Annotated in this window: 9 protein-coding genes; 4 read left to right on the forward strand and 5 right to left on the reverse strand. The window is 66.8% G+C overall.

The features are described from left to right. The first annotated feature begins 6 nt into the window (after window positions 1–6). Genes C3E87_RS09640 through C3E87_RS09650 form a run of 3 tightly spaced genes read left to right on the forward strand, consistent with a single transcriptional unit; the run spans window position 7 to window position 4,128 of the window. Window positions 7–1,947 carry a right-handed parallel beta-helix repeat-containing protein gene (locus tag C3E87_RS09640; protein WP_076062111.1) on the forward strand — a complete coding sequence of 647 codons (1,941 nt, stop codon included), beginning with the start codon at window positions 7–9 and terminating at the stop codon, window positions 1,945–1,947. Continuing rightward, window positions 1,944–3,668, forward strand: a complete 1,725-nt coding sequence (locus C3E87_RS09645) for a dihydroxyacetone kinase family protein (protein WP_076062113.1) — start codon at window positions 1,944–1,946, stop codon at window positions 3,666–3,668. Before C3E87_RS09640 ends, C3E87_RS09645 begins: the two co-directional genes overlap by 4 nt. A 1-nt stretch (window position 3,669) precedes the next feature. Continuing rightward, complete coding sequence (locus C3E87_RS09650) at window positions 3,670–4,128, forward strand: ribose-5-phosphate isomerase (RefSeq protein WP_076062115.1); 459 nt, start codon at window positions 3,670–3,672, stop codon at window positions 4,126–4,128. 195 nt (window positions 4,129–4,323) lie between these two features. Here the strand turns inward: C3E87_RS09650 and C3E87_RS09655 are convergent, their stop codons facing one another. The 4 genes from C3E87_RS09655 to C3E87_RS09670 form a co-directional block, all read right to left on the reverse strand. Next, the gene (locus C3E87_RS09655) at window positions 4,324–5,694 is read right to left on the reverse strand and encodes an ABC transporter substrate-binding protein (protein ID WP_076062117.1); all 1,371 of its coding nucleotides are present in this window, start codon (window positions 5,692–5,694) and stop codon (window positions 4,324–4,326) included. Between the two features lie 49 nt (window positions 5,695–5,743). After that, on the reverse strand, window positions 5,744–6,637 hold the full coding sequence (locus C3E87_RS09660; RefSeq protein WP_233120776.1) for a carbohydrate ABC transporter permease: 894 nt from the start codon (window positions 6,635–6,637) through the stop codon (window positions 5,744–5,746). 1 nt (window position 6,638) lies between these two features. Further along, on the reverse strand, window positions 6,639–7,532 hold the full coding sequence (locus tag C3E87_RS09665) for a carbohydrate ABC transporter permease (RefSeq protein ID WP_076062119.1): 894 nt from the start codon (window positions 7,530–7,532) through the stop codon (window positions 6,639–6,641). Window positions 7,533–7,770: 238 nt separating this feature from the next. After that, complete coding sequence (locus C3E87_RS09670; RefSeq protein WP_076062121.1) at window positions 7,771–9,267, reverse strand: alpha-N-arabinofuranosidase; 1,497 nt, start codon at window positions 9,265–9,267, stop codon at window positions 7,771–7,773. Between the two features lie 267 nt (window positions 9,268–9,534). On the opposite strand from C3E87_RS09670, the gene C3E87_RS09675 reads away from it, so the two are divergent. Then, window positions 9,535–11,457: a glycoside hydrolase family 127 protein gene (locus tag C3E87_RS09675; protein WP_076062123.1), complete on the forward strand. Its 1,923-nt coding sequence runs from the start codon at window positions 9,535–9,537 to the stop codon at window positions 11,455–11,457. 101 nt (window positions 11,458–11,558) lie between these two features. On the opposite strand, the gene C3E87_RS09680 is transcribed toward C3E87_RS09675, so the two are convergent. Then, a complete protein-coding gene (locus C3E87_RS09680; protein ID WP_076062125.1) occupies window positions 11,559–23,099 on the reverse strand; it encodes a N,N-dimethylformamidase beta subunit family domain-containing protein in 11,541 nt (3,846 codons plus the stop codon). Between the last annotated feature and the right edge of the window lie 342 nt (window positions 23,100–23,441).

A 23,441-nucleotide genomic window follows, 5' to 3' on the forward strand; every position in this document is an offset into this window, starting at 1 on the left:
TTGACCATGGATATCCACGTCTCGAAACACGGCACAGATGCCAACGACGGCACGGCCGATTCTCCCCTTGCCACCATCAACGCCGCGGCTGCCCGCGCACTGCCCGGCGACACCGTCGTGGTCCACGAGGGCGTCTACCGCGAATGGGTCAATCCGCCGCACGGCGGGCTGAGCAACAACCGTCGCATCACGTTCACCGCGGCTGCGGACGAGCATGTGGTGCTGACCGGTTCCGAGCAGATCACCGAGTGGGAACCGACAGGCGACGGCGTCTGGCGCACGGTCGTGGACAACGCCATCTTCCAGGGCTTCAACCCGTACGCAGAGATCATTGCGGGTGACTGGTTGCTGCGCCCCGCGCAGGACGATCCCGATCTGCACCTGGGCGAGGTGTATCTGAACGGCACCGCCCTGCTCGAGGTGGCCTCCATCGATGCCGTCGCGAAGCCTGGACCCCAGGAGACCATCGTCGATGACTGGACCGGCATTCCCCAGGCCGGTACCGAGGCGCCGAGTCGCATGGTCTGGCATGCCGAGGTCGCCGATGAACACACCACCATCCACGCCCACTTCGGTGACGCCGACCCCCGTAGCGAAACCGTCGAGATCAACGTGCGCCGCTCGGTCTTCTACCCCGAGGTCAACCACGTCGACTACATCACGGTGCGTGGCTTCGAGATCCGTCACGCGGCCACCCCCTGGGTGCCCCCGACGGCGGACCAGCCCGGCATGGTCGGCCCGAACTGGGCGAAGGGCTGGATCATCGAGGACAACGTCATGCACGACTCGAAGTGCTCCGCGATCTCCCTGGGCAAGGAGGGCACCACCGGGCACAACTTCGCCACTGTGCGAAGGGACAAGCCGGGCTATCAGTACCAGCTGGAATCGGTCTTCGTTGCCGAGGACTACGGCTGGAGCAAGGAGCGGATCGGCTCCCACGTGGTGCGTCGCAACACCATCTACGACTGTGGCCAGAACGGGGTCGTCGGGCACCTTGGTTGCGTGTTCTCCACCATCGAGGACAACCACATCTACAACATCGGCATCCGCAGGCAGTTCTACGGGCACGAGATCGGCGGCATCAAGCTCCACGCCCCGATCGACGTGCAGCTGACCGGCAACCACATTCACGACTGCTCGCTCGGCCTGTGGCTGGACTGGCAGACCCAGGGCACCCGCATCTCGGGCAACGTGTTCCATTCCAACAGCCGCGACTTCTTCGTCGAGGTCAGCCACGGTCCCTACATCGTGGACCACAACGTGTTCGCGTCCCCAGTCTCGCTGGAGAACTTCAGCCAGGGCGGCGCCTACGTCGGGAACCTGTTCCTCGGCAGCCTGCGGATCGAGCCGGTCCTCGACCGTGCGACGCCGTACCACCGTCCGCACAGCACGCGGGTCTCCGGCTACGCCGTGATCGTCGGGGGCGACGACCGCTTCATCGGCAACGTCTTCGGCGGCGACCCGCAGCGCGAGAACTACCGGACCGAGCTGCCGGAGGCCGCGAAGGTGGGCTATGGCACCGCGGTCTACGACGGGCACCCGGCCAGCTTCGAGGAGTACCTGGAGCGGACCGAGACCCGATCCGGTGACCACCGCCGCTTCACAGGTATCAAGCAGGCCGTCGTCGCTCGCGACAACGTCTACCTGGGGGCCGCGCGGTACTTCGAGGGCGAGTCGGACCCGGTGCGGATCGACGGCGGGCACATCGACCTCCGGGTTGGCGCCGACGGTGCGGTCACCGTCGTCTCAGACCTGCCGGCTGATGCGAGCCGGAACGAAGTGGTCCGGAGCTCCGAGTTGGGTCGCGTCCGTTTCGTCGATGCCGACTTCGAGGCACCCGATGGTTCCGAGCTTGTGCTCGCGCCCGACGCGGTGAGCGCCGTCTCGTCGTTGCCAGCTCGTCACCACACCACCGTTGTCTGGCCCCGGAAGGAGTCACAGTCATGACCACCATCTACAACGACCCCGCGGAATTCACTGACGAGGCCGTGGCAGGATTCGTCGACCTCTATGCCGATCGTGTGCGCGCCGTCACGGGCGGCGTCGTGCGCGCCCAGCGGCCTGCCAAGCCCAAGGTTGCAGTTCTGGTGGGTGGCGGTTCAGGACATTACCCCGCCTTCGCCGGCGTGGTCGGCCCCGGTTTCGCCGATGGTTCGATCATCGGCAACCTCTTCACCTCGCCGTCGGCCTCGCACGCCTACTCGGTGGGTCGCGCCGCACACTCGGGCGCCGGCGTCATCTACACCTACGGCAACTATGCAGGCGACGTGATGAACTTCACCACTGCAGGGGAGCGCCTCCAGGCGGAAGGCATCGACGCGCGGCACGTCATCGTCACCGACGACGTGGCCAGCGCCGGTGCCCACGAGAAGGACAAGCGCCGCGGTATCGCGGGCGATTTCGTGGTGTTCAAGGTGATGGGTGCTGCCGCGGAGCGCGGCCACGACATCGACGAGGTCGAGCGCCTCGGCAACCACGCCAACGAGCTGACCTTCACCGTCGGGCTCGCGTTCTCCGGCTGCACCTTCCCGGGAGCGGATCATCCGCACTTCACCGTCCCCGAGGGAAAGATGGGTTTCGGGCTGGGCATCCACGGCGAGCCGGGGCTCAGGGACGTGGACTGGCTGCCGGCCAACGAGTTGGCGGACCTGATGGTCGACCGGCTGCTCGAGGAACGGCCCGACGGCGCGTCGGGCCGCGTGGCCCCCATCCTCAACGGTCTGGGCTCCACGAAATACGAGGAGTTGTTCCTCCTCTGGGGCATCGTGGCGGCGCGGCTGCGCGACCACGGGCTCGAACTGGTGGCCCCCGAGGTGGGCGAGCTGGTCACGAGCCTCGACATGGGCGGTGTGTCCCTGACCCTGTGCTGGCTCGACGACGAGCTCGAGGAGCTCTGGCTGGATCCGGCTGACACCCCGGCGTGGAAGCGCGGCAGCCTCGCGCCTGAGGGGTGGGCCACGGGCGATGCGCCAACGGCCGAGCAGGCAGACGCGGTGGAGGTGCCGGTGGTGGGCTCCGACGCTTCCCGCGCGGTGGCCGAGACCGCCGTCGCCGCTCTCGAGCGCATGAAGCGCGCGCTCCACGACGCCGAGGACGAACTGGCCCGCATCGACGCCGTAGCCGGTGACGGCGACCACGGCCGCGGCATGGTGCGGGGGATCGACTTCGCCACCGACGCAGCCCACGCGGCACTGGCCGACGGATGGGGCGCCGCGGGCGTCCTCGCCGCGGCGGGCGACGCTTGGGCGGACAACGCCGGCGGCACATCGGGCGTGCTGTGGGGTGCCGCGCTGCGGGCCCTCGGCGCGGCGCTCGGCAATGAGGAAGCAGTGGATGCGAGCAGGCTCGCGGACTCCGTCGAGGCCTACGTCGGGGCCATGACAGCCCTGGGCAAGGCCGACGTGGGGGACAAGACCATCATCGACGCAGCCGTCCCCTTCCGCGACTCGCTGGCCGCAGCCGCCGAACAAGGCAGGAACGTGGCCGACGCCTGGGCGGAGGCCACAGCGGTGGCACAGGAGGCCGCCGACGCGACCGTCTCACTGAGCCCCCGGAAGGGCAGGGCAAGGCCGCTCGCCGAGCGCAGCGTCGGCCATCCGGATCCGGGCGCTGTCTCGTTCGCGCTATGCGTTCGGGCTGTCTCGGATGCGCTCAGGAAAGAGGAGTGACATGGGATACAGGATTGTGCTGGCAGCAGACCAGGCCGGGGTGGGCTACAAGGACGCCATCGCGGCCCTGTTGGCCTCAGATGACCGCGTCGATCAAGTGATCGACGTCGGCGTGAACGCCGACACGGACCCGACCGCGTACCCGCACCTCGCGGTCGAGGGCGCACGCCGAATTGCGGCAGGAGAGGCCGACCGCGGCATCTTCGTGTGCGGGACTGGAATGGGCGTCGCGATCGCCGCCAACAAGGTGCCGGGAATCAGAGCCAGTACGGCGCACGACCCCTACTCAGTCGAGCGCCTGGTGAAGTCAAACAACGGGCAGGTGCTGTGCCTCGGCGAACGGGTCATTGGACGCGAGCTCGCCCTCAAGTTGGTGTCGGAGTTCCTGGCTCACAGTTTTGATCCGGAGTCTCCGTCGAATGCGAAGGTGCAAGCCATCGATTCATACGAGCACCCGTAGTTCTCCGTCAGCCGGAAACAGAGGGCCACCCGCGGTAACGCAGGGGGCCCTCTGGTGTTCCTCAGTAACAGGGCAGTTCAGCTGAGCCGGGTTCATCCCATGGGACTGACCAAGCTCTCTGCATGGAGCAGCGGCCGGGAGAAGGGGATGTCCCGGCCGCTGCTGATTCGGTTGTAGAGCCTCAACCGGGATTACTTACTCGCCGATCTCGTTCTCGAGGTCGGTCTGTGCCTGGTCGAGGGCTTCCTGGACAGGCGTGTCGTTCTCGTACACCTCGTTGAGCGTGACCGTGCGGAACCAGTTGTCCACTGCGGGCAGGTTCGGGTTGGCGAAGGAGTTGAAGTGACCGATGCCGTCCTTGACGGAGTTCAGCACGTCGAACAGGTTCGTGGTGAAGTACTTGTTGAACTTGTTCTCCGGGTTGTGGGTCACGGCGTCGTCTTCCCAGACCGACATGTTCACGGGATCGAAGCCGAGGACTTCCCAGACCGCGACGTTGGCGGGGAGGGACAGCTTGGCGAAGGCGTTGAACTCGGTGGCCAGTTCGAGGTTCTCCGACTTGGCGGACACGGCGGTACCCGTGCCACCGCCACCGATGGTGAGCGTCTCGGAACCCTCGATCTGAGGTGCCGGTGCGATGGCGATCTTGCCGGCGAGGTCAGGCATGTAGTCGACGAACCTGGAGGTGTACCAGGCGGGGTAGACGATGGCCGCGTAGTCGCCGTTGTTGATGGCGCCGTAGGCCTCCTCAGCGTCCGGGCTGCCACCCGCGATCGGGCTGAGCGCCCCGGACTTCTCCATGTCGGCCATCAACTCGAGCGCCTTGACGGCCTCGGGGTTGTTCACGGACACCTTGCCCATGCCGTCGTCCTCGAACACCTGACCACCCATCTGGGCGGTCACGAGCGGTTCGACGAACCACACGCCGGTGTTGGCGGTGCCGAAGGCCTTGTCGGTGGCCTCGTGGTACTTGACGCCGGCTTCCTTGAAGTCGTCCCAGGTCTTGATCGTCGTGTAGTCGATGCCCTGGGCTTCCAGGAGCTCCTGGTTGTAGAACGCGACGAAGGCGCCGACGTGGGTCGGGTATCCGTAGATCTTTCCGTCGCGGCTGTAGAGATCGAGACGGGCCTGGACGATGTCGTCGATGTAGGGTTCCGCCGCGGCGGAAAGGTCAGCCAACGGAGGGTTGTCGCCCTTCACGAAGTTCGAGAACTTGTTGACCTCGATGTCGACCAGGTCAGGCATGCCCTGGCCGGCGTTGGCCGCCAGCAGCAGCTTGTCGTGCATGTCCTGGTACGGATAGACCGTGATGTCGAGGTCGATCGCCTTGTCAGGGTTCTCCTCGTTCCACTGGATGGCCATCTCGTCGTAGACGGCGGCGTGAAGTTCGGCGAACACCCACATGCTGAGCTTGGTTGCGCCTTCAGGTGCGGGCGCGCCGCTGACGACCTCGCCCGAGGCCGACGGTTCCGACGAAGTGCCGTCACCCCCGCCGCCACAGGCGGCCAATGCCACCACCGATAGACTGACTGCAGCGAGTGTCGCTGCAAATTTGCGGATTCTCATGTGTCCACTCCTTTGTGTTGTTCCTACTAATTGCGGGGATGTCTCTCTGTTAGCCCTTGATCGAACCTGCCGTCATTCCTTCGATGAAGAATCGCTGGAATGCCAGGAACAGCAGGAGGATCGGGATCAGGGAGAAGAACGCTCCGATGATGAGCAGTTCATAGTTGTTGCCATACGGGGTCAACAGCGTGTTGAGGCCGATCGGCAGGGTGAACTTCTCGGCGGAGCGCAGGACCAGCAGTGGCCACAGGAAGTTGTTCCAGATCATCATGCCGTTGAGGATTCCCATGGCCGCGAATGCCGGCTTGGAGATGGGGACGATGATTCTGAAGAACATTCCGAACTCGGAGACGCCGTCGACGCGGCCGGCCTCCAGCAGTTCGCGGGGAATGCCGATGAAGTACTGACGGAAGAAGAAGATGGTGACGGCCTGCGCCAGGAACGGCAGCACGACGATCCAGTACTGGTCCGCGGCGTTGAAGTTGTTCACCTGGACGTAGAGGGGGAGCATCAGCATCTCGAACGGGATGGTCATCATGACCAGGACGAGGATGAAGCCGACGTTCTTGCCAGGGAAGTCGTACATTGCGAAGCCGTAGGCGACGAAGGAACTCACGAGGAGGGTCCCTGCGACCTGCACCACAGTGAGGATCAGGCTGTTCCAGAACCACCGGAAGTACAGCCCCGAATCGGTGAAGAGCATTTCGTAGTTGTCGAAGCTGAGGTCCGCCGGATCGACGAGGAAGGAGATGCCATTGCGGATGATCTCCCCGCCGTCCTGGAAGGTGCCGATGACGATGGCGGCCAGGGGGATGAGCGAGATCAGAGCGATCACCAGGAGGAAGGTGCCCTGGAGGATCGCAGCGGCCCGACGGCGGGGCTGTTGCCTCGGCTCCTCGCCCAGGGCTTCAGCCATCCGGGTCGAATCAGTGGCTGTGGTCATCTCAGGCCTCCTTCTTGAAGGTGCCGGTTGCGGTCAGTTGCGTCAGGTTGATGACGAGCACCAGCGCCAGGAGCACCACGCCCACCGCGGAGGCGAAGCCCAGGTCGTTCTCCTGGATGCCCTTGCGGTAGAGGTACCCGACGATGGTGAGGCCCTGGTTGTTCGGCGAGCTGTTGCCCGCGTACAGCATGAAGCTCTCGAGGAACATCGCGAGGCCGCCGTAGACGCTGATCGTCGTGACGTACACGATGGTGGGCTTCAGGCCCGGAAGGGTCACGAAGAAGAACTTCTGGATGGCGTTGGCGCCGTCGATGGAGGCCGCTTCCAGATGTTCTTCGGGAATGGCCTGCAGGCCGGCGAGGAAGTACATGGTGTTGACGCCGGTCCAGCGCCACAGCGCCAACAGCAGGAGGGCCGACAGACCGGTCAGGTCGTTGCGCAGCCACCGGACGGGCCCGAAACCGAGGAAGTCCGCGACCTGGTTCATCATGCCGGTGTCGCTCTCGGAGAACATGAGACGGAAGATGATGCCCGCAACGACGACCGACGTGAGCGCGGGCACGAAGAGCGACGCCTTGAAGAAGTTCTTCAACTTCTTGCTGCCGAGCTTCCTGTTGATGACCACCGCGAGCAGCATGGGGATGGGGATGAGCAGCACGAGGGTCAGCACCATGTAGCGGAGGCTGTTGAACAGCGCCTTCCAGAAGATCTGGTCTCGCCACAGCCGCTGGTAGTTGCGGGCGCCGATGAACTCGGCCTGGCCGTACACCACTTCCTGGAAGCTCATGATCACCGACTGGATGACAGGGATGAGCCAGAAGACCGCCACCGTGAGCAGGAAGGGCAGGATGAACAGGTATGGAGCCAGGCGCTTGGAATAGAGGAGCTTGGTCATTCTCAGTGGTCCTCCTTGATCGTGACCATCGGCCCTTCGGCTCTAATGGCCTTGCCTTAGGGCCGCCGGCGCGTGACACCACTGTCCACGTGACCCCGTTTGTTTTGAGTAACAACTAACTGGGTAGAGGCTAATGGCCGCGGGTGTGACCGGTCAACGTTTCCCGCGAAGCGTTCCGTGATTGTTATGAAAACGTCAGTGGGCCCGAGGGGGAATCCCCTCGGGCCCACTAGGCGGCTCACTTGGTGGTGAGAGTGATCATCGTCCAGGAAATCGGCGGCAGAGTGACGGTGAGCGTCGTGCCGTCCAGGCGCGCGGATTCGTTCGGCAGGACCCCGACGCTCGAGTCGTCTTCGGCGCTGGCCTTCCAGTTGTGATCCTCGTGGTGCAGGGTCACGGCCTCCTTGATGGTGCAGCCTGAGGGGATCTCGATCTCTGCCGGCACCGATTCGGTGGTGTGTCGGTTGACGACGAAGATGGCCGCGTTGTCGTCGGCCCAGGTGGCGACAGCGTCGACAGCCTGGACGGCACCGAACTGTTCGCTCTCGATGGTGGGGCCGTCGATGATCACGCGCAGGACATCACCCTTGGCGTTGGCCGAGGTCAGGGCGAAGGGGTGGAAGGTGGTCTGCTTCCAGACCGGTCCTCCCGGCTCCGCCATGATCGGGGCGATGACGTTGACCAGCTGCGCCTGGTTGGCGGACCAGACGCGGTCCGTGTGACGCAGGAGCGAGATCAGCAGGTTGCCCACCACCACGGCGTCCGCCACGGAGTAGTTGTCCTCCAGGAGCCGCGGCGCTACGGGCCAGTCGTCTCCCGACGGCGGCTTCGACGGATCCCTGTCGAGGTACCAGACGTTCCACTCGTCGAAGGAGATGCCGATCTTCTTGTCGGTCTTCTTTGCCGTGGCGACCGAATCGATGGTGGCGCCCACCTGGTTGATGAAGCGGTCCATGTCCTCGGCGCTCACCAGGAACTCCTGGAGACCGGAGTCCTTTTCCCAGTAGTAGGCGTGGGCGGAGATCATGTCCACCTGGTCGTACGCCTCGGTGAGGACTGTGCGTTCCCATTCGCCGAACGTGGGCATGCTGCGGCTCGAGGACCCGCAGGCCACCAGCTCCAGGTCCGGGTCGATCATGCGCATGGCGCGGGCGGCCTCTGCGGCGATGCGGCCGTACTCGTGAGCCGTCTTGTGGCCCATCTGCCAGGGGCCGTCCATCTCGTTGCCGAGGCACCACATCTTGACCCGGTACGGATCCTCGGCGCCGTTGGCCTTGCGCTGTTCAGCCCAGTCAGAGCCGCCCGGCACGTTGCAGTATTCGAGGACGTCCATCGCCTCGAGGACGCCACGGGTGCCCAGGTTGATCGCCATCATGGGCTCGACGTCGGCCTTCTTCGCCCAGGACATGAACTCGTCGGTTCCCACCTCGTTGGGTTCGAGGCTGTGCCACGCGAGGTCCAACCTCTTGGGGCGCTGCTCAACGGGGCCGATGCCGTCCTCCCAGCGGTATCCCGAGACGAAGTTCCCACCGGGGTAACGGACGGTGGACACGCCCATTTCGCGCACGAGCTCCAGCACGTCGCCGCGGAAACCCTCGTCATCCGCCGTCGAGTGACCCGGCTCGTAGATTCCGGTGTAGACGCAGCGCCCGAGGTGCTCGACGAAGGACCCGAAGGTGCGCCGGCGCACCGGTCCCACTGTGAACGCGGGATCGATCTTCAACTTGGCTTTCATGACCCTCCATGGGACTCGACTTTTGTTGTGTGGATATACAAAGACTGCCATATCTACGGTGCTGCTGAGCGAGTCAGGAGTTTCGAGGACGATGAAAACACGTCAGGCGTCGCTGGACGGACCTGTGAGCGGCAACCGGCCCCAGTGGCATCAAAGCCAGTTGCTCGGGAAACGGGCCGGTGCTAACGTCAAAGAAAGTTAGGTGAGCGCAAGAAAGTCTCCTTTTCCCTTTCCTGGCAGCTCACGGCAAGCAGGCAAAGGAGCCGGATGCCGTCCCAACCGCAAAAGCGTGGTGCCCCAACCCACGACGCCCAGCCCGCTTTCGGCCTGCCCATCGCGCCCAGCAGGGGCCATTGGCGGCCGCTGGGGATCCGCGACGTCGACATCACGGGCGGATTCTGGGCTGACCGGCAGTCGCTGAATGCCTCCACGCTGATCGCCCACGCCCATGACTGGATGGAGAAGGTGGGGTGGATCGCGAACTTCACCTGGGCGGTCGAGGGCACCCTGCCCGAGAAGCGCCGGGGCCGGGAGTTCTCGGATTCCGACGTCTACAAGCTGATGGAGGCCATGGCGTGGGAACACGGCCGCACCGGTTCGGCCGAGATGAATGACCGCTTCGAGTCCCTCGCCCAGCGGATTCTCCCCGCCCAGGAGGAGGACGGCTACCTCAACACGAAGTTCGGGCGGCCAGGGCAGGAGCCGCGGTACAGCGACTTCGAATGGGGGCACGAGCTCTACTGCTTCGGGCACCTCATTCAGGCCGCCGTCGCCCGGGCGAGGACGTTCGGCCGGGACGGCTTCGTCGAGATGGCCATCCGCGCGGCAGACCACGTCTGCCGGGAGTTCGGCGAAGAGGGCAGGGACGCCATCCCCGGGCACCCCGAGATCGAGGTCGCGCTGGTGGAGCTGGGCCGGCTGCTGGGTGACGATAGGTACGTGCGGCAGGCGGCGCTCTTCGTCGAGCGACGCGGGCACGGTCGCCTGGCCGACATCGAGCTGGGGCGCAGCTACTACCAGGACGACGTGCCGGTGCGCGCGGCCACCGTCGCCAGGGGGCACGCCGTGCGGGCGATGTACCTCGCCGCAGGCGCGGTGGACGCCGCCGTCGAACTCGACGACGTGGAACTCCTCGAGGCCGTCAAGCTGCAGGTGGTCAACACCGTCGCCCGGCGCACCTATGTCACCGGTGGCATGGGTTCCCGCCACACGGGCGAGGCGTTCGGGGAGGACTTCGAGCTGCCGCCGGACCGGTCCTACTCCGAGACCTGCGCGGGCGTCGCGGCGATGATGGTCAGCCAACGGCTGCTGTTGGCCACGGGTGAAGCCCGGTTCGCCGACCTGATCGAGCGCATCCTCTACAACATCCTCGCCACCTCCACGGCCGAGGACGGGCACAGCTACTTCTACGCCAACACGCTCTACCGACGCTCGCCCGGGTCGCCGCCGGAGATGGACGTCCCCAGCCCCCGGGCCGATTCGTCCCTCCGCGCGCCCTGGTACGACGTGTCCTGCTGTCCCACCAATGTCTCACGCACGCTCGCCTCGCTCGGTTCGATGGTGGCCACGACGGACGACGGTGGGGTCCAGATCCACCAGTACCTGCCGGCCCAGATCCGGGCCGTCGTCGACGGCGAACCGGCCGAGCTCGAGATGTCGACTCGCTATCCGGAGGACGGCGTCGTCCGGGTGGCCGTCCGCCGGGCTCCGAGCTCAGGGCTGCGGGTCGAGTTGCGGGTTCCCGAGTGGGCCGGCGAGGCGTCCCTGGACGCCGGCTCCGGTCCTCGGTCCGTCGGGCCCGGCTACGCGGTGGTCGAAGCGGTGCGGCCGGGCGACGAGATCGTCCTCACCCTGCCGATGCAGGCGAGGTGGATCTTCCCGGATCCGCGGATCGACACGATCACCCACCAGGTGGCCGTCGCCAAGGGCCCCAGGATCTTCGCGCTCGAATCCACGGACCTCGGCGCCGAGGTGGCCCGGGCCCAGGTGGATGTCAGCGCCGGGATCGTCGACGGGGCGGAACCGTCCGTCACCATCCGGCTCACCGAACCGGCCCACGCGGAGTGGCCCTACGGGGAGGCGCCCCCGGAGGATGCCGGGGAGCTGCGGCAGACCGTGCTGATCCCCTATCACCGGTGGGGCAACCGGGGACCCGCCACAATGAGGGTCTGGCTGCCCCGGGCTGAGTAGCGCCGCCGTGTTCGGGACAGCCGAGTCGGCCCGAAACGACGTATCCCCACCGCGGTTGCGGTGGGGATACGTGTATCTGGGCCGACCAGGCCGGAGATTGGTTACCGGATGGCGGGGGAGCCGAACAACACGATGTTGTTGAACACCCACGCGTTCTCCTGGCTGAACCGATAGCCACCGGAGGCCCGCGGTGTGGCGGTGTAGACCGTCACAAGGGCGTACGAGCGGCAGCCGTTGCGGCCGGTGCTCGGGGTGTCACACTCGGTCCTCCAACGTCGTCCGTCCGTGGCCGTCCAACTGCCCGTGTTCGCCAGCGGGTTGGTGGCCCAGGCCTCGCGGGTCATGAACGGCAGGTACGTCAGGTTGTTGAACGCCCAGCCGTTGGTCCGGATGAACGCGCCGTCCTTCATCACCACCACGGTGGCCCAGATGTCCGTGCGGCAACGCTCGGTCTGCGAGTAGACCTCGCAGGTGGTGTTCCATTCGCGCCCGTTGAGCTTGTGCAGGCCCGGCATCGTGTACGGGGCCGTGCGCTGGAACTTCGCGGGGGCGGCGACGGTGGCCGTCGTCACCCGGACGACCCCCGAGGTGGAGCCGATGAACGACGATGAACTCGGCGTGAACACAGCGCTGAAGCTGTAGGTCGTGCCGGGGTTCAGGCCCGTCGCGTTGAATGTCGCGATGCCGTGCTCCACCTTCACCGGTGCACCGATGGTGGTGTTACCGCGTCGGAACTGGACGGTGCCCACGGCATCGTCAGGCAGCACCGTGGCGGTCAACAGCACCGAGTTCTGCGTCGGTGTGCTGGCGACCAGTGTGGTCGTCGTCTCCCGGGCACGCGAGTCCACGTAGGTGTGGGTCCACGAGGTGGTGACACCGTCGGTGATGACGTAGCCGGGGAGGGCCTCGGCGGTGATGGTGACCTCGCCGGCGGTCCGGTTATGAGTGCCGGCCGCCGTCACGACGCCGTTGACCAGGAAGCGGACTCCGGTGACGTTCGGGATCGTCAGGGTGCCGCCGTTGCTCCCCGCGACATCTGCGAAGGTCGGCGCAGTGACCTGGGTGACCACGATCGGTGCCGGGGCCTCCGTGGTGACCTGGACCTGGTTTGAGGTGGAGGTCGTGAAGAGTGCCGGGTTGGTGGGTGTGAACACGGCGGTGAAGGTGTAGTCGGTTTCCGGGTTGAGTCCGGTGGCCGTATAAGTGGCGACTCCATCAACCACGGTGACCGCGCTGCCGATGTTGGTGGTGCGGTTCTTGAACTGGACGGTGCCGATGGCACCGGTGGGTGCGACGGTGGCGGTGAGGGCGACGCTGTTGTGGGTCGGGGTGCCGACCGCCAGGGTCGTCGTGGTGGTGACCGCGGGTGCGGCCGTGGTGGTGACCTGGACCTGGTTGGAGGTCGAGGCGGTGAAGAGTGCCGGGTTGGTGGGTGTGAACACGGCGGTGAAGGTGTAGCCGGTGCTGGGGGTGAGTCCGGTGGCCAGGTAGCTGGCGGTGCCGCCGACGACGGTCACGGGTGTGCCGATGTTGGTGGTGCCGTTCTTGAACTGGACGGTGCCGATGGCACCGGTGGGTGCGACGGTGGCGGTGAGGGCGACGCTGTTGTGGGTCGGGGTGCCGGCCGTCAGGGTCGTCGTGGTGGTGACCGCGGGTGCGGCCGTGGTGGTGACCTGGACCTGGTTGGAGGTGGAGGCGGTGAAGAGTGCCGGGTTGGTGGGTGTGAACACGGCGGTGAAGGTGTAGCCGGTGCTCGGGGTGAGTCCGGTGGCCAGGTAGCGGGCCGTGCCGCTGGTGACCGGGACGGGTGTGCCGATGTTGGTGGCGCCGTTCTTGAACTGGACGGTGCCGATGGCACCGGTGGGTGCGACGGAGGCGGTGAGGGCGACGCTGTTGTGGGTCGGGGTGCCGGCCGTCAGGGTCGTCGTGGTGGTGACTGCGGGTGCGGCCGTGGTGGTGACCTGGACCTGGTTGGAGGTGGAGGCGGTGAACAGTGCCGGGTTGGTGGGTGTGAACACGGCGGTGAAGGTATACAGCGTCTCCGGGTTGAGTCCGGTGGCCGTATAAGTGGCGACTCCGTCAACCACGGTGACCGCGCCGCCGATGTTGGCCCCGTCCTTCGTGAACTGGACTGTGCCCGCAGCGGTGTCGGGCGCAACGGTTGCCGTGAGCGTGACGCTGTTGAACGTCACGTTGCTCGCCGCGAGGGCGGTTGAGGTGGCACCTGCCGGCACCGCCTTGGTCGTCACCTGGACCTCACTGGAGGTGGAGGTGGTGAACAGCAGCGGGTTCGTCGGAACGAAGACCGCAGTGAAGGTGTAGTTCGTTTCCGGGGTCAGTCCGGTGACCGTGTAGGTGGCGGTGCCGTTGACGAGGGTGACCGGCGAGCCGATGTTGGTGGTGCCGTTCTTGAACTGGACCGTGCCGATGGCGTTGTCAGGCGCCACGGTGGCGGTTAGGGCGACGCTGTTGTGGGTCGGGGTACCGGCCGTCAGAGTCGTGCTCGTTTCCACCGCAGGGGCCAGCGTGGTGACCTGCACCTGGTTGGACGTCGACGGGGTGAACAGCAGGGAGTCAGACGGGCTGAAGGATGCCGTGAACGTGTAGAGCGTCGCGGGGGTGAGCCCTGTCGCGGTATAGGTTGCGATTCCGTTGACCACCTGGATGGGGGAGCCCAGTGGCGTGGTGCCCCTCCGGAACCTCACGGTGCCCGAGGCGTCCTCGGGGGCGACGGTGGCAGTCAGTGTGACGGTGGTTTGGGTGACGTCGCTGAAGGCCAGCGTCGTCGTGGTGGTGACAGCAGGTGCCCGGTCAGTGGTGACCTGGAGCGGGGCGGATGTCGACGCGGCGAACTGCAAGGGATTCGTCGGCGAGAACACCGCAGTGAACGTGTATTGCGTCTCCGGCGTCAATCCTGTGACCAGCAGCGAAGCCTCGCCGTTGACCAAGGCTGTGACCGCGCCGATCGGCTGGCCATTCATCGTGAACTGGACTGTGCCGGCGGCGTTGGCGGGTGCGACGGTGGCCGTCAGCGTGAGGCTGTTGTGCGTCAGGAGACTCGCGGTCACGGTTGTTGTGGTGGACGTCGGCGGCGCGACCGTCGTGGTGACCTGGACCGCGTTTGAAGTGGAGGTCGTGAACAGGGCCGCGTTGGTGGGTGTGAACACGGCGGTGAACGTGTACCCGGTTTCGGGGGTGAGCCCGGCGGCCAGGTAGGTGGCGGTGCCGTTGACCACGGTGATGGCGCTGCCGATGTTGGTGCCGTCGCGCTTGAACTGGACGGTTCCGACGGCGTTGTTCGGGGTCACGGTGGCGATGAGCTCGACGCTGTTGTGGGTCGGGGTGCCGGCCGTCAGGGTCGTCGTGGTGGTGACTGCGGGTGCGGCCGTGGTGGTGACCTGGACCTGGTTGGAGGTGGAGGTCGTGAACTGGGCCGGGTTGGTGGGTGTGAACACGGCGGTGAAGGTGTAGCCGGTTTCCGGGTTGAGTCCGGTGACGGTGTAGGTGGCGGTGCCGTTGGTGACGGTTACCGGTGTCCCGAGCTCGGTGGTGCCGTTCTTGAACTGGACGGTTCCGACTGCCGTGTTCGGTGCGACGTTGGCTGTCAGGGTGACGCTGTTGTGAGTCAAGGCGCTAGTCGCCAGCGTCGTGGCGGTGGCCGTTGCCGGCGGGACTTCGGTGTACGGCAGGTTGACCGAGCGGAGCACGGGGGTCGCGTTCGCGTCGGTGGTGCCCAGGGTGGCGCGGTACTGGAGGTACCGGCCGGTCAGGCCCATGGAGGCGCCGTCGGCGATGGGCGCGTATTGCGTCCAGGTCTCGTCGGGTGTTGCGGTGTTGCCAGCTCGGATCTCGAGGTTGAGCGAGGTGCCGATGGGCAAAGTCGCGTCGTAATCGAAGGTGCCCCACTCAGCGGGCGCGCCCGCGTCGTGGATGCGGGACTCGAAGACGCCGTTGGTGACATACGGCGGCCACATTGTGAGCGAGTTCACGACGACGGTCGGTCCGCCGGTGTTGTAGTCGCTGGCGACGGGGCGCATGGTGCCCTCGATGGTCACATTCTGAGTGCTGACGACCACACCGTCGACGGAGAAAACCACCTGGTTGGGCAGCCAGTCGATGCGGTACGTGTGCTCGCTGCCGATCAGCGACCCGTTGAGCTGCACGTTGACCTCGGTGCCGTTGTTCGTCCGGGCGTAGACGGCTGTCCCCCCGGTGTTATGGGTGCTCAAGACGGCCCACTTGTTGGTCTCGTTCATGTCGACGCCGAAACCGACGTGCTGGAAGCCAGCAGCGCCGAAGGTGGCGACGAATTCGATGGACCTTCCCGGTCCGTACATGGCGTCAGGGGTGCCGTAGGCGAGGAGCGCACCGTCGACGGTGGCGACACCGCCGGCGACGGTGGCCGTGCCCCCGGTCCAAGGCGTGGTGTTCCAGCCCGTGGGCACAGTGGTCCCGGAGAAGCCCTCCACCAACGCCGGCGCGAGGGTGACTTCACCGCCGGACTGGTTCGTGACAACGGTTCCGACGTGGGTGCCCGCGGTGAAGTTGGCGACCGTGGTGTCGGTGGCCATGGTGGGCGCCGCGGCTGTGGTGACCTGCACCTGGTTGGAGGTGGAGGTGGTGAACAGTGCCGGGCTGGTGGGGGTGAACACCGCCGTGAAGGTGTACAACGTCTCCGGGTTGAGCCCGGTGGCGGTGTAGGTGGCGGTGCCGTTGACCGCGGGCACGGGGGCGCCGATGTTGGTGGCGCCATTCTTGAATTGGACGGTGCCGGCCGCGGTGTTCGGTGCGACGGTGGCGCTGAGCTCCACGCTGTCATACGCCGGGGTGCCGGCCGAGAGCGTGGTCGTCGTTGTGGTGGCCGGCTCTGCAGCCGTGTAGGGCAGGTTTACGGAGCGCAGAACGGGGGTTACGTTCGCGTCGGTGGTGCCCATGGTGGCGCGGTACTGCAGGTAGCGGCCGGTCAGTCCGATGTCTGCGCCGTCGGCGATGGGGGCGTACTGCGTCCAGGTCGCGCCAGGCGTTGCGGTGTTGCCCGAGCGGACCTCCAGGTTGAGCGAGGTGCCGAGCGGCAGTGTTGCGTCGTAATCGAGGGTTCCCCAGGTGGAGGTTGCCCCTGCGTCGTGGATGCGCGACTCGAAGACGCCGCTGGTGGCGTACGGCGGCCACATGGTGGCGGAGTCCAGCAGGAGGGCCGGTCCGCCCACGTTGAGGTCACTGGCCACTGGCCGCATGCTGTCGGTGATGGCGACATCCTGGGTGTGGACGATGACGCCGTCGACCCAGAAGACCACGTGGGTGGGCAACCAGTCGATGCGGTACGTGTGCTCGCTGCCGATCAGGGACCCGGCAAGGGCCGTGTTCACGGCCGTGCCGTTGTTGTTCGTGCGCGCGTAGAGGGTGTTCGTGCTCGTGTTGGTGCTGAAGATCGCCCACCGGCCGACATCATTCATGTCGACGCCGAAACCGACGTGCTGGAAGCCAGCGGCGCCGAAGGTGGCGACGAATTCGACGGACCTGCCCGGCCCGTACATCGGGGTGTTCGGGCCGTAGGCGAGGAGGGCGCCGTCAACCGTGGCGGTTCCGGTGCCGACAGTGGTGCCCCCACCGGTGGCCCACGCAGTGGAGTTCCAGCCGGTGGGCACAGTGGTGCCTGAGAAGCCCTCATCCAGCGCCGGCGCGAGGGTGACTTCACCGCCGGACTGGTTCGTGACAACGGTTCCGACGTGGGTGCCAGCTGTGAAGTCGGCGACCGTGTTGTCCGTGGCCATGGTGGGCGCCTCGGCCGTGGTGACCTGCAGCGGCGCCGAGGTGGAGGCCGTGAACAGGCTGGCGTTCGCCGGCGTGAAGACAGCGGTGAACGTGTGGTTGGTCGACGGCGCGAGACCGGTGGCCGTGTAGCTTGCGCTGCCGTTGACCACCGTCACCGGTGCGCCGATGCTGGTGGCACCGTTCTTGAACTGGACGGTGCCGGCCGCGTCGTTCGGGGTGATGGTGGCGGTCAGTTCGACGCTGTTGTAGGTGGGAGTGCCCGCCGCGAGCGTGGTGGTGGTGGTCGTGGCCGTCGCACCTTCCGTGTACTGCAGGTTGACCGAGCGCAGCACGGGGGTTGCGTTCACATCTGTGGTGCCCAGGGTGGCGCGGTACTGCAGGTAGCGGCCGGCCTGGGCCACGGCGGCGCCGTCGGCGACAGGCGCGTACTGCGTCCAGGTGCCATCAGGGGTTGCGGTGTTGCCGGTGCGGACCTCGAGGTTGAGCGAGGTGCCGAGGGGCAGGGTGGCGTCGTAGTCCAGGATGCCCCACGTCGCCAGCGCTCCGGCGTCGTGGATGCGCGACTGGAACACGCCGGCGGTGACGTACGGCGGCCACATGCGGACGGAGTTCACCTGCAGTGTGGCGCCGGCGAGCAGGAAGTCGCTGGCCAGCGGGCGCATGTTGCCCGTGAACGTGGCTGTCTCGGTGGCGACCACGGTGCCGTCGACGGAGAAGACCACCTGGGCGGGCAGCCAGTCAATGCGGTAGGTGTGTTCGCTGCCCACCAGGTTGGTACCGAGCGGGACGTCGACGGGGTTGGTGCCCGTCTGCACCCTTGCGTGCACCGTGGTGGTGGTGTCCTTGGTGCTGAAGATCGCCCACCGGGCGACGTCGTTCATGTCCTCGCCGAACCCGACGTGCTGGTTGGGGGCTGCGCCGAAGGTGGCGACGAACTCGATCGACCTGCCCGGCCCGTACATGGGCGAGGTGGGGCCGAACGCCAGGAGGGCCGAATCGACGGTGGCGGTTCCGCCGGAGACGGTGGTGGCACCGCCGGCGTTCCACGGTGTCGAGACCCAGCCGGCGGGCAGCGTGGTCCCAGCGAACTCCTGGGCGACGGAGGGAGCCAGCGTCACTTCGCCGCCGGACTGGTTGGTGACCACGGTGCCGGTGTGGGTGCCCGCGGTGAAGTGCGCGACCGTGTCGTCGGTGGCCATGGTGCCCGGTGTCTGGAACGACAGGGGGGCGGAGGCCGTCGCCGGGAAGGTTGCGCTGTTGGTGGCGGCGTCGGCAGAGACCACGCGGTAGTAGTACGTGGTCGACGGTTCGAGGCCCTGAAGCGTGATGGCATGGGCGGTCACCAGCGAGCTGGATTCGGCGACCTGGTTCAGCGAGGCCGCGGAGGTGCCGTAAAGCACCCGCGTGGTGGCCGGCTCGTCAGTGGCCCACGTGATCTCTGCCGTGCCGTTGGTGCCTGGGGTGGCCGCGACGTCGGTGATCACCGGTGCCGTGGTGTCCTCACCGTAGGAAGCGACGTAGGAGCCTGCGGCAGCCGGGAAGAAGGCATACCGCACGCCCTTGATGGTCTGCTCTGTGGTCTGTACGGGCTGACCGGCCATCGTCAGGGCCTCTAGGGTGCCCTGGGCGCCCTCCACCGGGAGCATGGCACGGAGGCCGTTGGCCCCCGAGGCCACGTCGATGGTGAACGAGAGCTGGCCGGAGGCGAACGCGAGGTTCGTGAACGACGAGGCGTTCCTGCCGTCGGTCCACGTCAGCAGTTGCTGGGCGGAGATGACCGGCACGCCGCGGGCCTTCGCCGCGGCAACGATGTTGGCGTTGATGGCTTCGCTGGAGCCGTCGGTGTGGATGTTGGCCACGAAGGCCCCGTAGTAACCCTCGGCGCCCAGTGCGCGGTCCATGAGCGTCTCCGCGGTGTACGGGTAGGACTGGCCGGACTCGTCGGTCATCTGGGTGGTGGCCTGGTACACGTCGATCAGCTGGCCGTCCGCGTCGGCGAACCGCTGGGCGAAACCGGAGCCGGTGAACATGCCGGGGGTGTTGTCGACCCATTCCGGTGGCCAGAAGTAGTAGTTGGTCTCGAGGTTGACCCCGGTCTTCAGGAGTTCCTCCGGCACGTCCGTCCAACCGATCCATGCGATGCAGTGGTTCCTGCTGGTGTTGGGCGGGATGAGGCCCGGGTAGGTGCTGGCGAGGGCCGCGTTCTGGGTGGCCAGGATGGTGGCGAACTCGGCTGCGCTCGGGCTGGTGCAGTTGGTGTTGGGGTGCAGCGCGATCTCGAAGCCCATGGCCTCGTAGGCGAGGGCCTGGGCCGGCGTCATGTGCGAGTTGGCCGGGTAGATGTAGGCGGTGGAGCGGATGCAGTCCCAGTCGCCGATGGAGCAGTTGGCCGTCGACGCAGCGATCTCCTGATCGAACCGGCCGTCGACGCTGCCGCCGTTGTGGTTGTCGGCGGTCATCACGATGGCCGCCTTCTCGTCACGCGGCAGGTACCAGAGCCTCGGCAGGGGCATCGCGTCGGCAGTTGCGGAGGTGATCAGGTTGGCGAGCAGCCGCTGCTGCTCGTCGGCCTGCGGCACCGCGACGCGGCTGAGGTCCACCCAGTCCGGTTCCGCGCCGCCGTAGAAGAGGTCGTTGCCGCGGTTGGGGCCGTCCTGGCCGTCGCGGTTTTGGTTGATCCATGCGGGGTTGCCCTGGCGCGTCAGCACCACGGATTCGGCGAGGTCGAAGGTGAACGCGGAGGCGGAGCCGCCCTGCGTCCCCACCGTCCGCGTCGTGACGGCGGGATTCGTGGTTGCGGCGGTGGCCGAGCTGTACAGACCCGCGACGACGCGGGTGCCGGCCGCGGCCGTGTACCGGTCCGCCGTGCCGTGGAACTGCATGGTCATGGCGGCGATGCCGGCCCCCGGCGAGGACGACGTGTCGACCTGCAGGTAGGCGTTGGCCAACGTGCCCACCGCGGGAACCAGGCCGAGCAGCGGCGCCAGGGCGGGGTCTGGGCGCATGGCGACCAGGTCGCCTCCTGCGTTGACCCAGGCGGTGATGGCGTCGACTTCGGCCGTGGTGAGGGAGGTCTCGCCCAGCACCAGAGTCTGGTAGTCGGCGAGGCCGGCGGTCGTGAGGCTGGCGCGGGACCCGACGGCGAAGAGGTTGAGGCCCTCAGCGCGCATGATCTCTGCGAGGTAGGTGCCGTGCGAGCCGGTCCCCGTGACCACCAGGACGGGCCCGCCAGGGCCGGTGTTCGGGTCCGGGCGGTCTGCGGGCGGGGTGAACGTGGTGAAGTTCCAGGTGACGTCTGCGGCGAGGTCGTTGCCGGCGAGGTCTTGGATGCCGGTGGCGCCACCCCGCACGGTGACGCTGTAGGTGGTTCCGGCGGTCAGCGACTCCGTGGGGTTCAGCACCACGGCCCGCGACGCCTCGTTCCAGGTCACGGCGGCGGGGACGGTGACGTTGCCCGGGCCGCGCAGCAGCACCGTGGCGGTGGTGACCGACGCGGGGTCGAGCCGCTCGCTGAAGCCGACGGTGACGTTGGTGCCCAGCGAGACGTCTGTCGCGCCAACCCCGGGGGAACGGGAGATGACGGTGGGCGCGGTGACGTCCGGGCCGACGACGGCGGTCTCGGCGAACCACACGTCGACCAGGTAGTTCGAGCTCCCGAACGTCTGGGTCGGGAAGCCTCCGGGGCCATACAGGTAGACGCCGTTGGCGCCGTCGGTGCCATCGGCCAGTGCGGTCAGCGGCGGGCTGGAGATCGCCGTCGTGAACGGCATTCCTGTCGCGTAGTTGCCGTTGGGGGCGTGATACGAGCCGACGTAGGTGGTGTTGGCCGTGATCGGCACGGGGTTGTCGAAGTACGCCTGCTGCCAGCCGGTGGCTGTCTCAGCGGCGAACGTCACGGTGGCGAGCGGGACCCCCGCACCCGTCCACAGCGTGCCGACGTGGGTGCCGGTGTTGCCGGTGGTCTTGTAGAAGCGGAGGCCGGTGATGTACCCGTCGATGTCCGAACGGAACTTCATGCCGAGCTCTGTGGCCGCTGCATCGTTCTCCTGGGTGCCGGTGACGGCGGTCCCGAAGATCGAGCACGGTGTCGCCTCTTCGCACACCTGGTCGGCGGTGCCGAAGGTGCGCGACGTGACGGACCCCAGGTTGACGGAGTCGTCGACGGCGCGTGCCTGGATGGTGATGTTGCCGGCAGTGGGCTTGTTGAAGGAGTGTTGCCAGGTGGTGGTGCCGGTGGCGCGGTTCCAGGTGGCGCCACCGTCGACGGAGACCTCCACGGCCGCGACGACACCGTCGGTGTCAGCAGCGGTGCCGGTGACGTTCACCGTGCCGCCGGGCAGTTCGGCGCCCTCAGCGGGCGTGGTGATGCTGACCGTCGGGCCGGTGGCGTCCGTGGAGGAGGTGGGCATGACCAGCCCGCTCTGGAGCGAGGTGGGGAGGGCGCCCATGTCGGCGAGCAGGTTCGCCGTTGCCTGCTGCTGTGTCGCGTTCTCGGTTGCCTGCGGCGTCGACGTGCTGGAGTCGAGACCCCAGGGCCACTGGACGGTGCCGGCGCCGAAGACGAGCGCGCCCGAGTCGGCGCGATAGAGGCTCATGTTGTGGAACTCGCCGTTGATCTGGGTCGACGACAGCAGGATCCGGCCGTCGGGGTAGTACTGGTTGAACTCGGCCTGTTCGGGGTCCCACTCGTAGCCGACGGTGCCAGGGGCCAGGGTCGCCTCGGCGTTGCCGGTGAGGCTCGCCACAGCGGTGTTGCGCCAGAACCGCAGCGGGGCGAAGCGGGCCGGGACCTTCATGGCCACGGTGTCGTCGCGCCAGCTGATCTGGCCGGTGAGGGAGTTCTCTGGCGTGGAACCGGGCGCCTCGCGCCACAGGCCCGTCCAGATGTCGCTGGGGTCGCACTGGTAGTTGTTGTAGCAGTTGTAATGCTCGTCGGAACCCGCGGCCGCGCCCTCCTTGTAGGTCACCTGGGTGCGGAAGTCGTCCTCCCAGCGGATCTTCCAGTAGACCTCGTTCGCGCTGAAGAACGCCAGGTTGGTGCCGGCGTCGCGCGCTGCCTCCACGGAGTCGCGCTGCTCCTGCGACCAGTACTCGTCGTGCCCGACGGAGAGGAAGGCGTCGTGGTTCTGGATGAGGTTCCCACGGCGGGCTGTGTCCACGTTCGTGGTGTAGCTCACGTCGTAGCCGTTGCGCTCTAACCATCGGAGCAGGGGGTACTCGGAGTTGAAGAGGTAGTTCTCGGGCTCGGTGCCGCGGGTCTGGAACGGGCGGTTGAAGCTCACCTTGTGGGCGTGCTGGGTGCCGCTGTAGCCGTAGAGGTTGTAGTTGCCGTAGGCGTTGTAGGACTGCCACGTAGTGGTGGAGGCCTGGAAGAACACCTCTGAGGTGCTCGCGTCGTCACGCACGATGAAGGGGATGTGGCTGGCGAGATCTCCGCCCACGTCCTCTCGGGTGGGGCGGGCGATGTAGATGCCTGACACTGCGTCGGAAGGCACCGCCCACGCGGCTGACTGGCTCCAGTTGCCGCAGTCGAGCAGGTTCACCGGGGCGGGTTCGGCCAGCTGACACTCCGGCTGGTTGACCAGGGTGGGGTTGTTGATCGTGGCGACCTTGCGGGCACCGTCCCCGTCGTACCAGCCCAGCCGGTAGATGTCGATGCGGTAGTCGGTGGAGGGTGTGTCGATCTTGAAGCCGACGGTGCCGCCCACGTTGACGCTGATGTCGGTGGCGAAGCCCTGGATGGTGTCTGACCCGGACCCCTCGACGTCCCACTCAGTGGCGGGACTGCCGGGCAGCTGGTTCTCAGCGACGATCTGGTCGCCCGGCGCAGCCACCACCGGGCTCGGTGGGGCTGCCCAGAGTTGGGCCATCAGTACGGTGGCGATTCCAATCGCGATCCTGCGGCTGTGCCGTACGGGACGAGGATGTGTCGGCGTTGACATCGGTGTCTCCCTCAGTGTGCCCGGCTTTCGCGAACCCTTACCGCAAGCGAGCCAGGAATGCAATCATGGCACAACAAATCCGTATTGCATGCTCTAGTGAAAGTATTTGTCGCGCTCTAAGTGGCTATGGCTAGCGGCGGAACTGGCCCGGGCGCTGTCAGGGGCACATTGACCTCGACCGGGAAGAAGAAAAATACCACGTCGTAGTTTTCTCGGGCAGCACCCAGGACGGTCAGGTGAGGGCAACTGCCGGGACGCGGAATCCATAGG

Origin of the sequence: Tessaracoccus sp. ZS01 (genome assembly GCF_022342445.1) — a bacterium.
Classification (GTDB): domain Bacteria; phylum Actinomycetota; class Actinomycetes; order Propionibacteriales; family Propionibacteriaceae; genus Arachnia.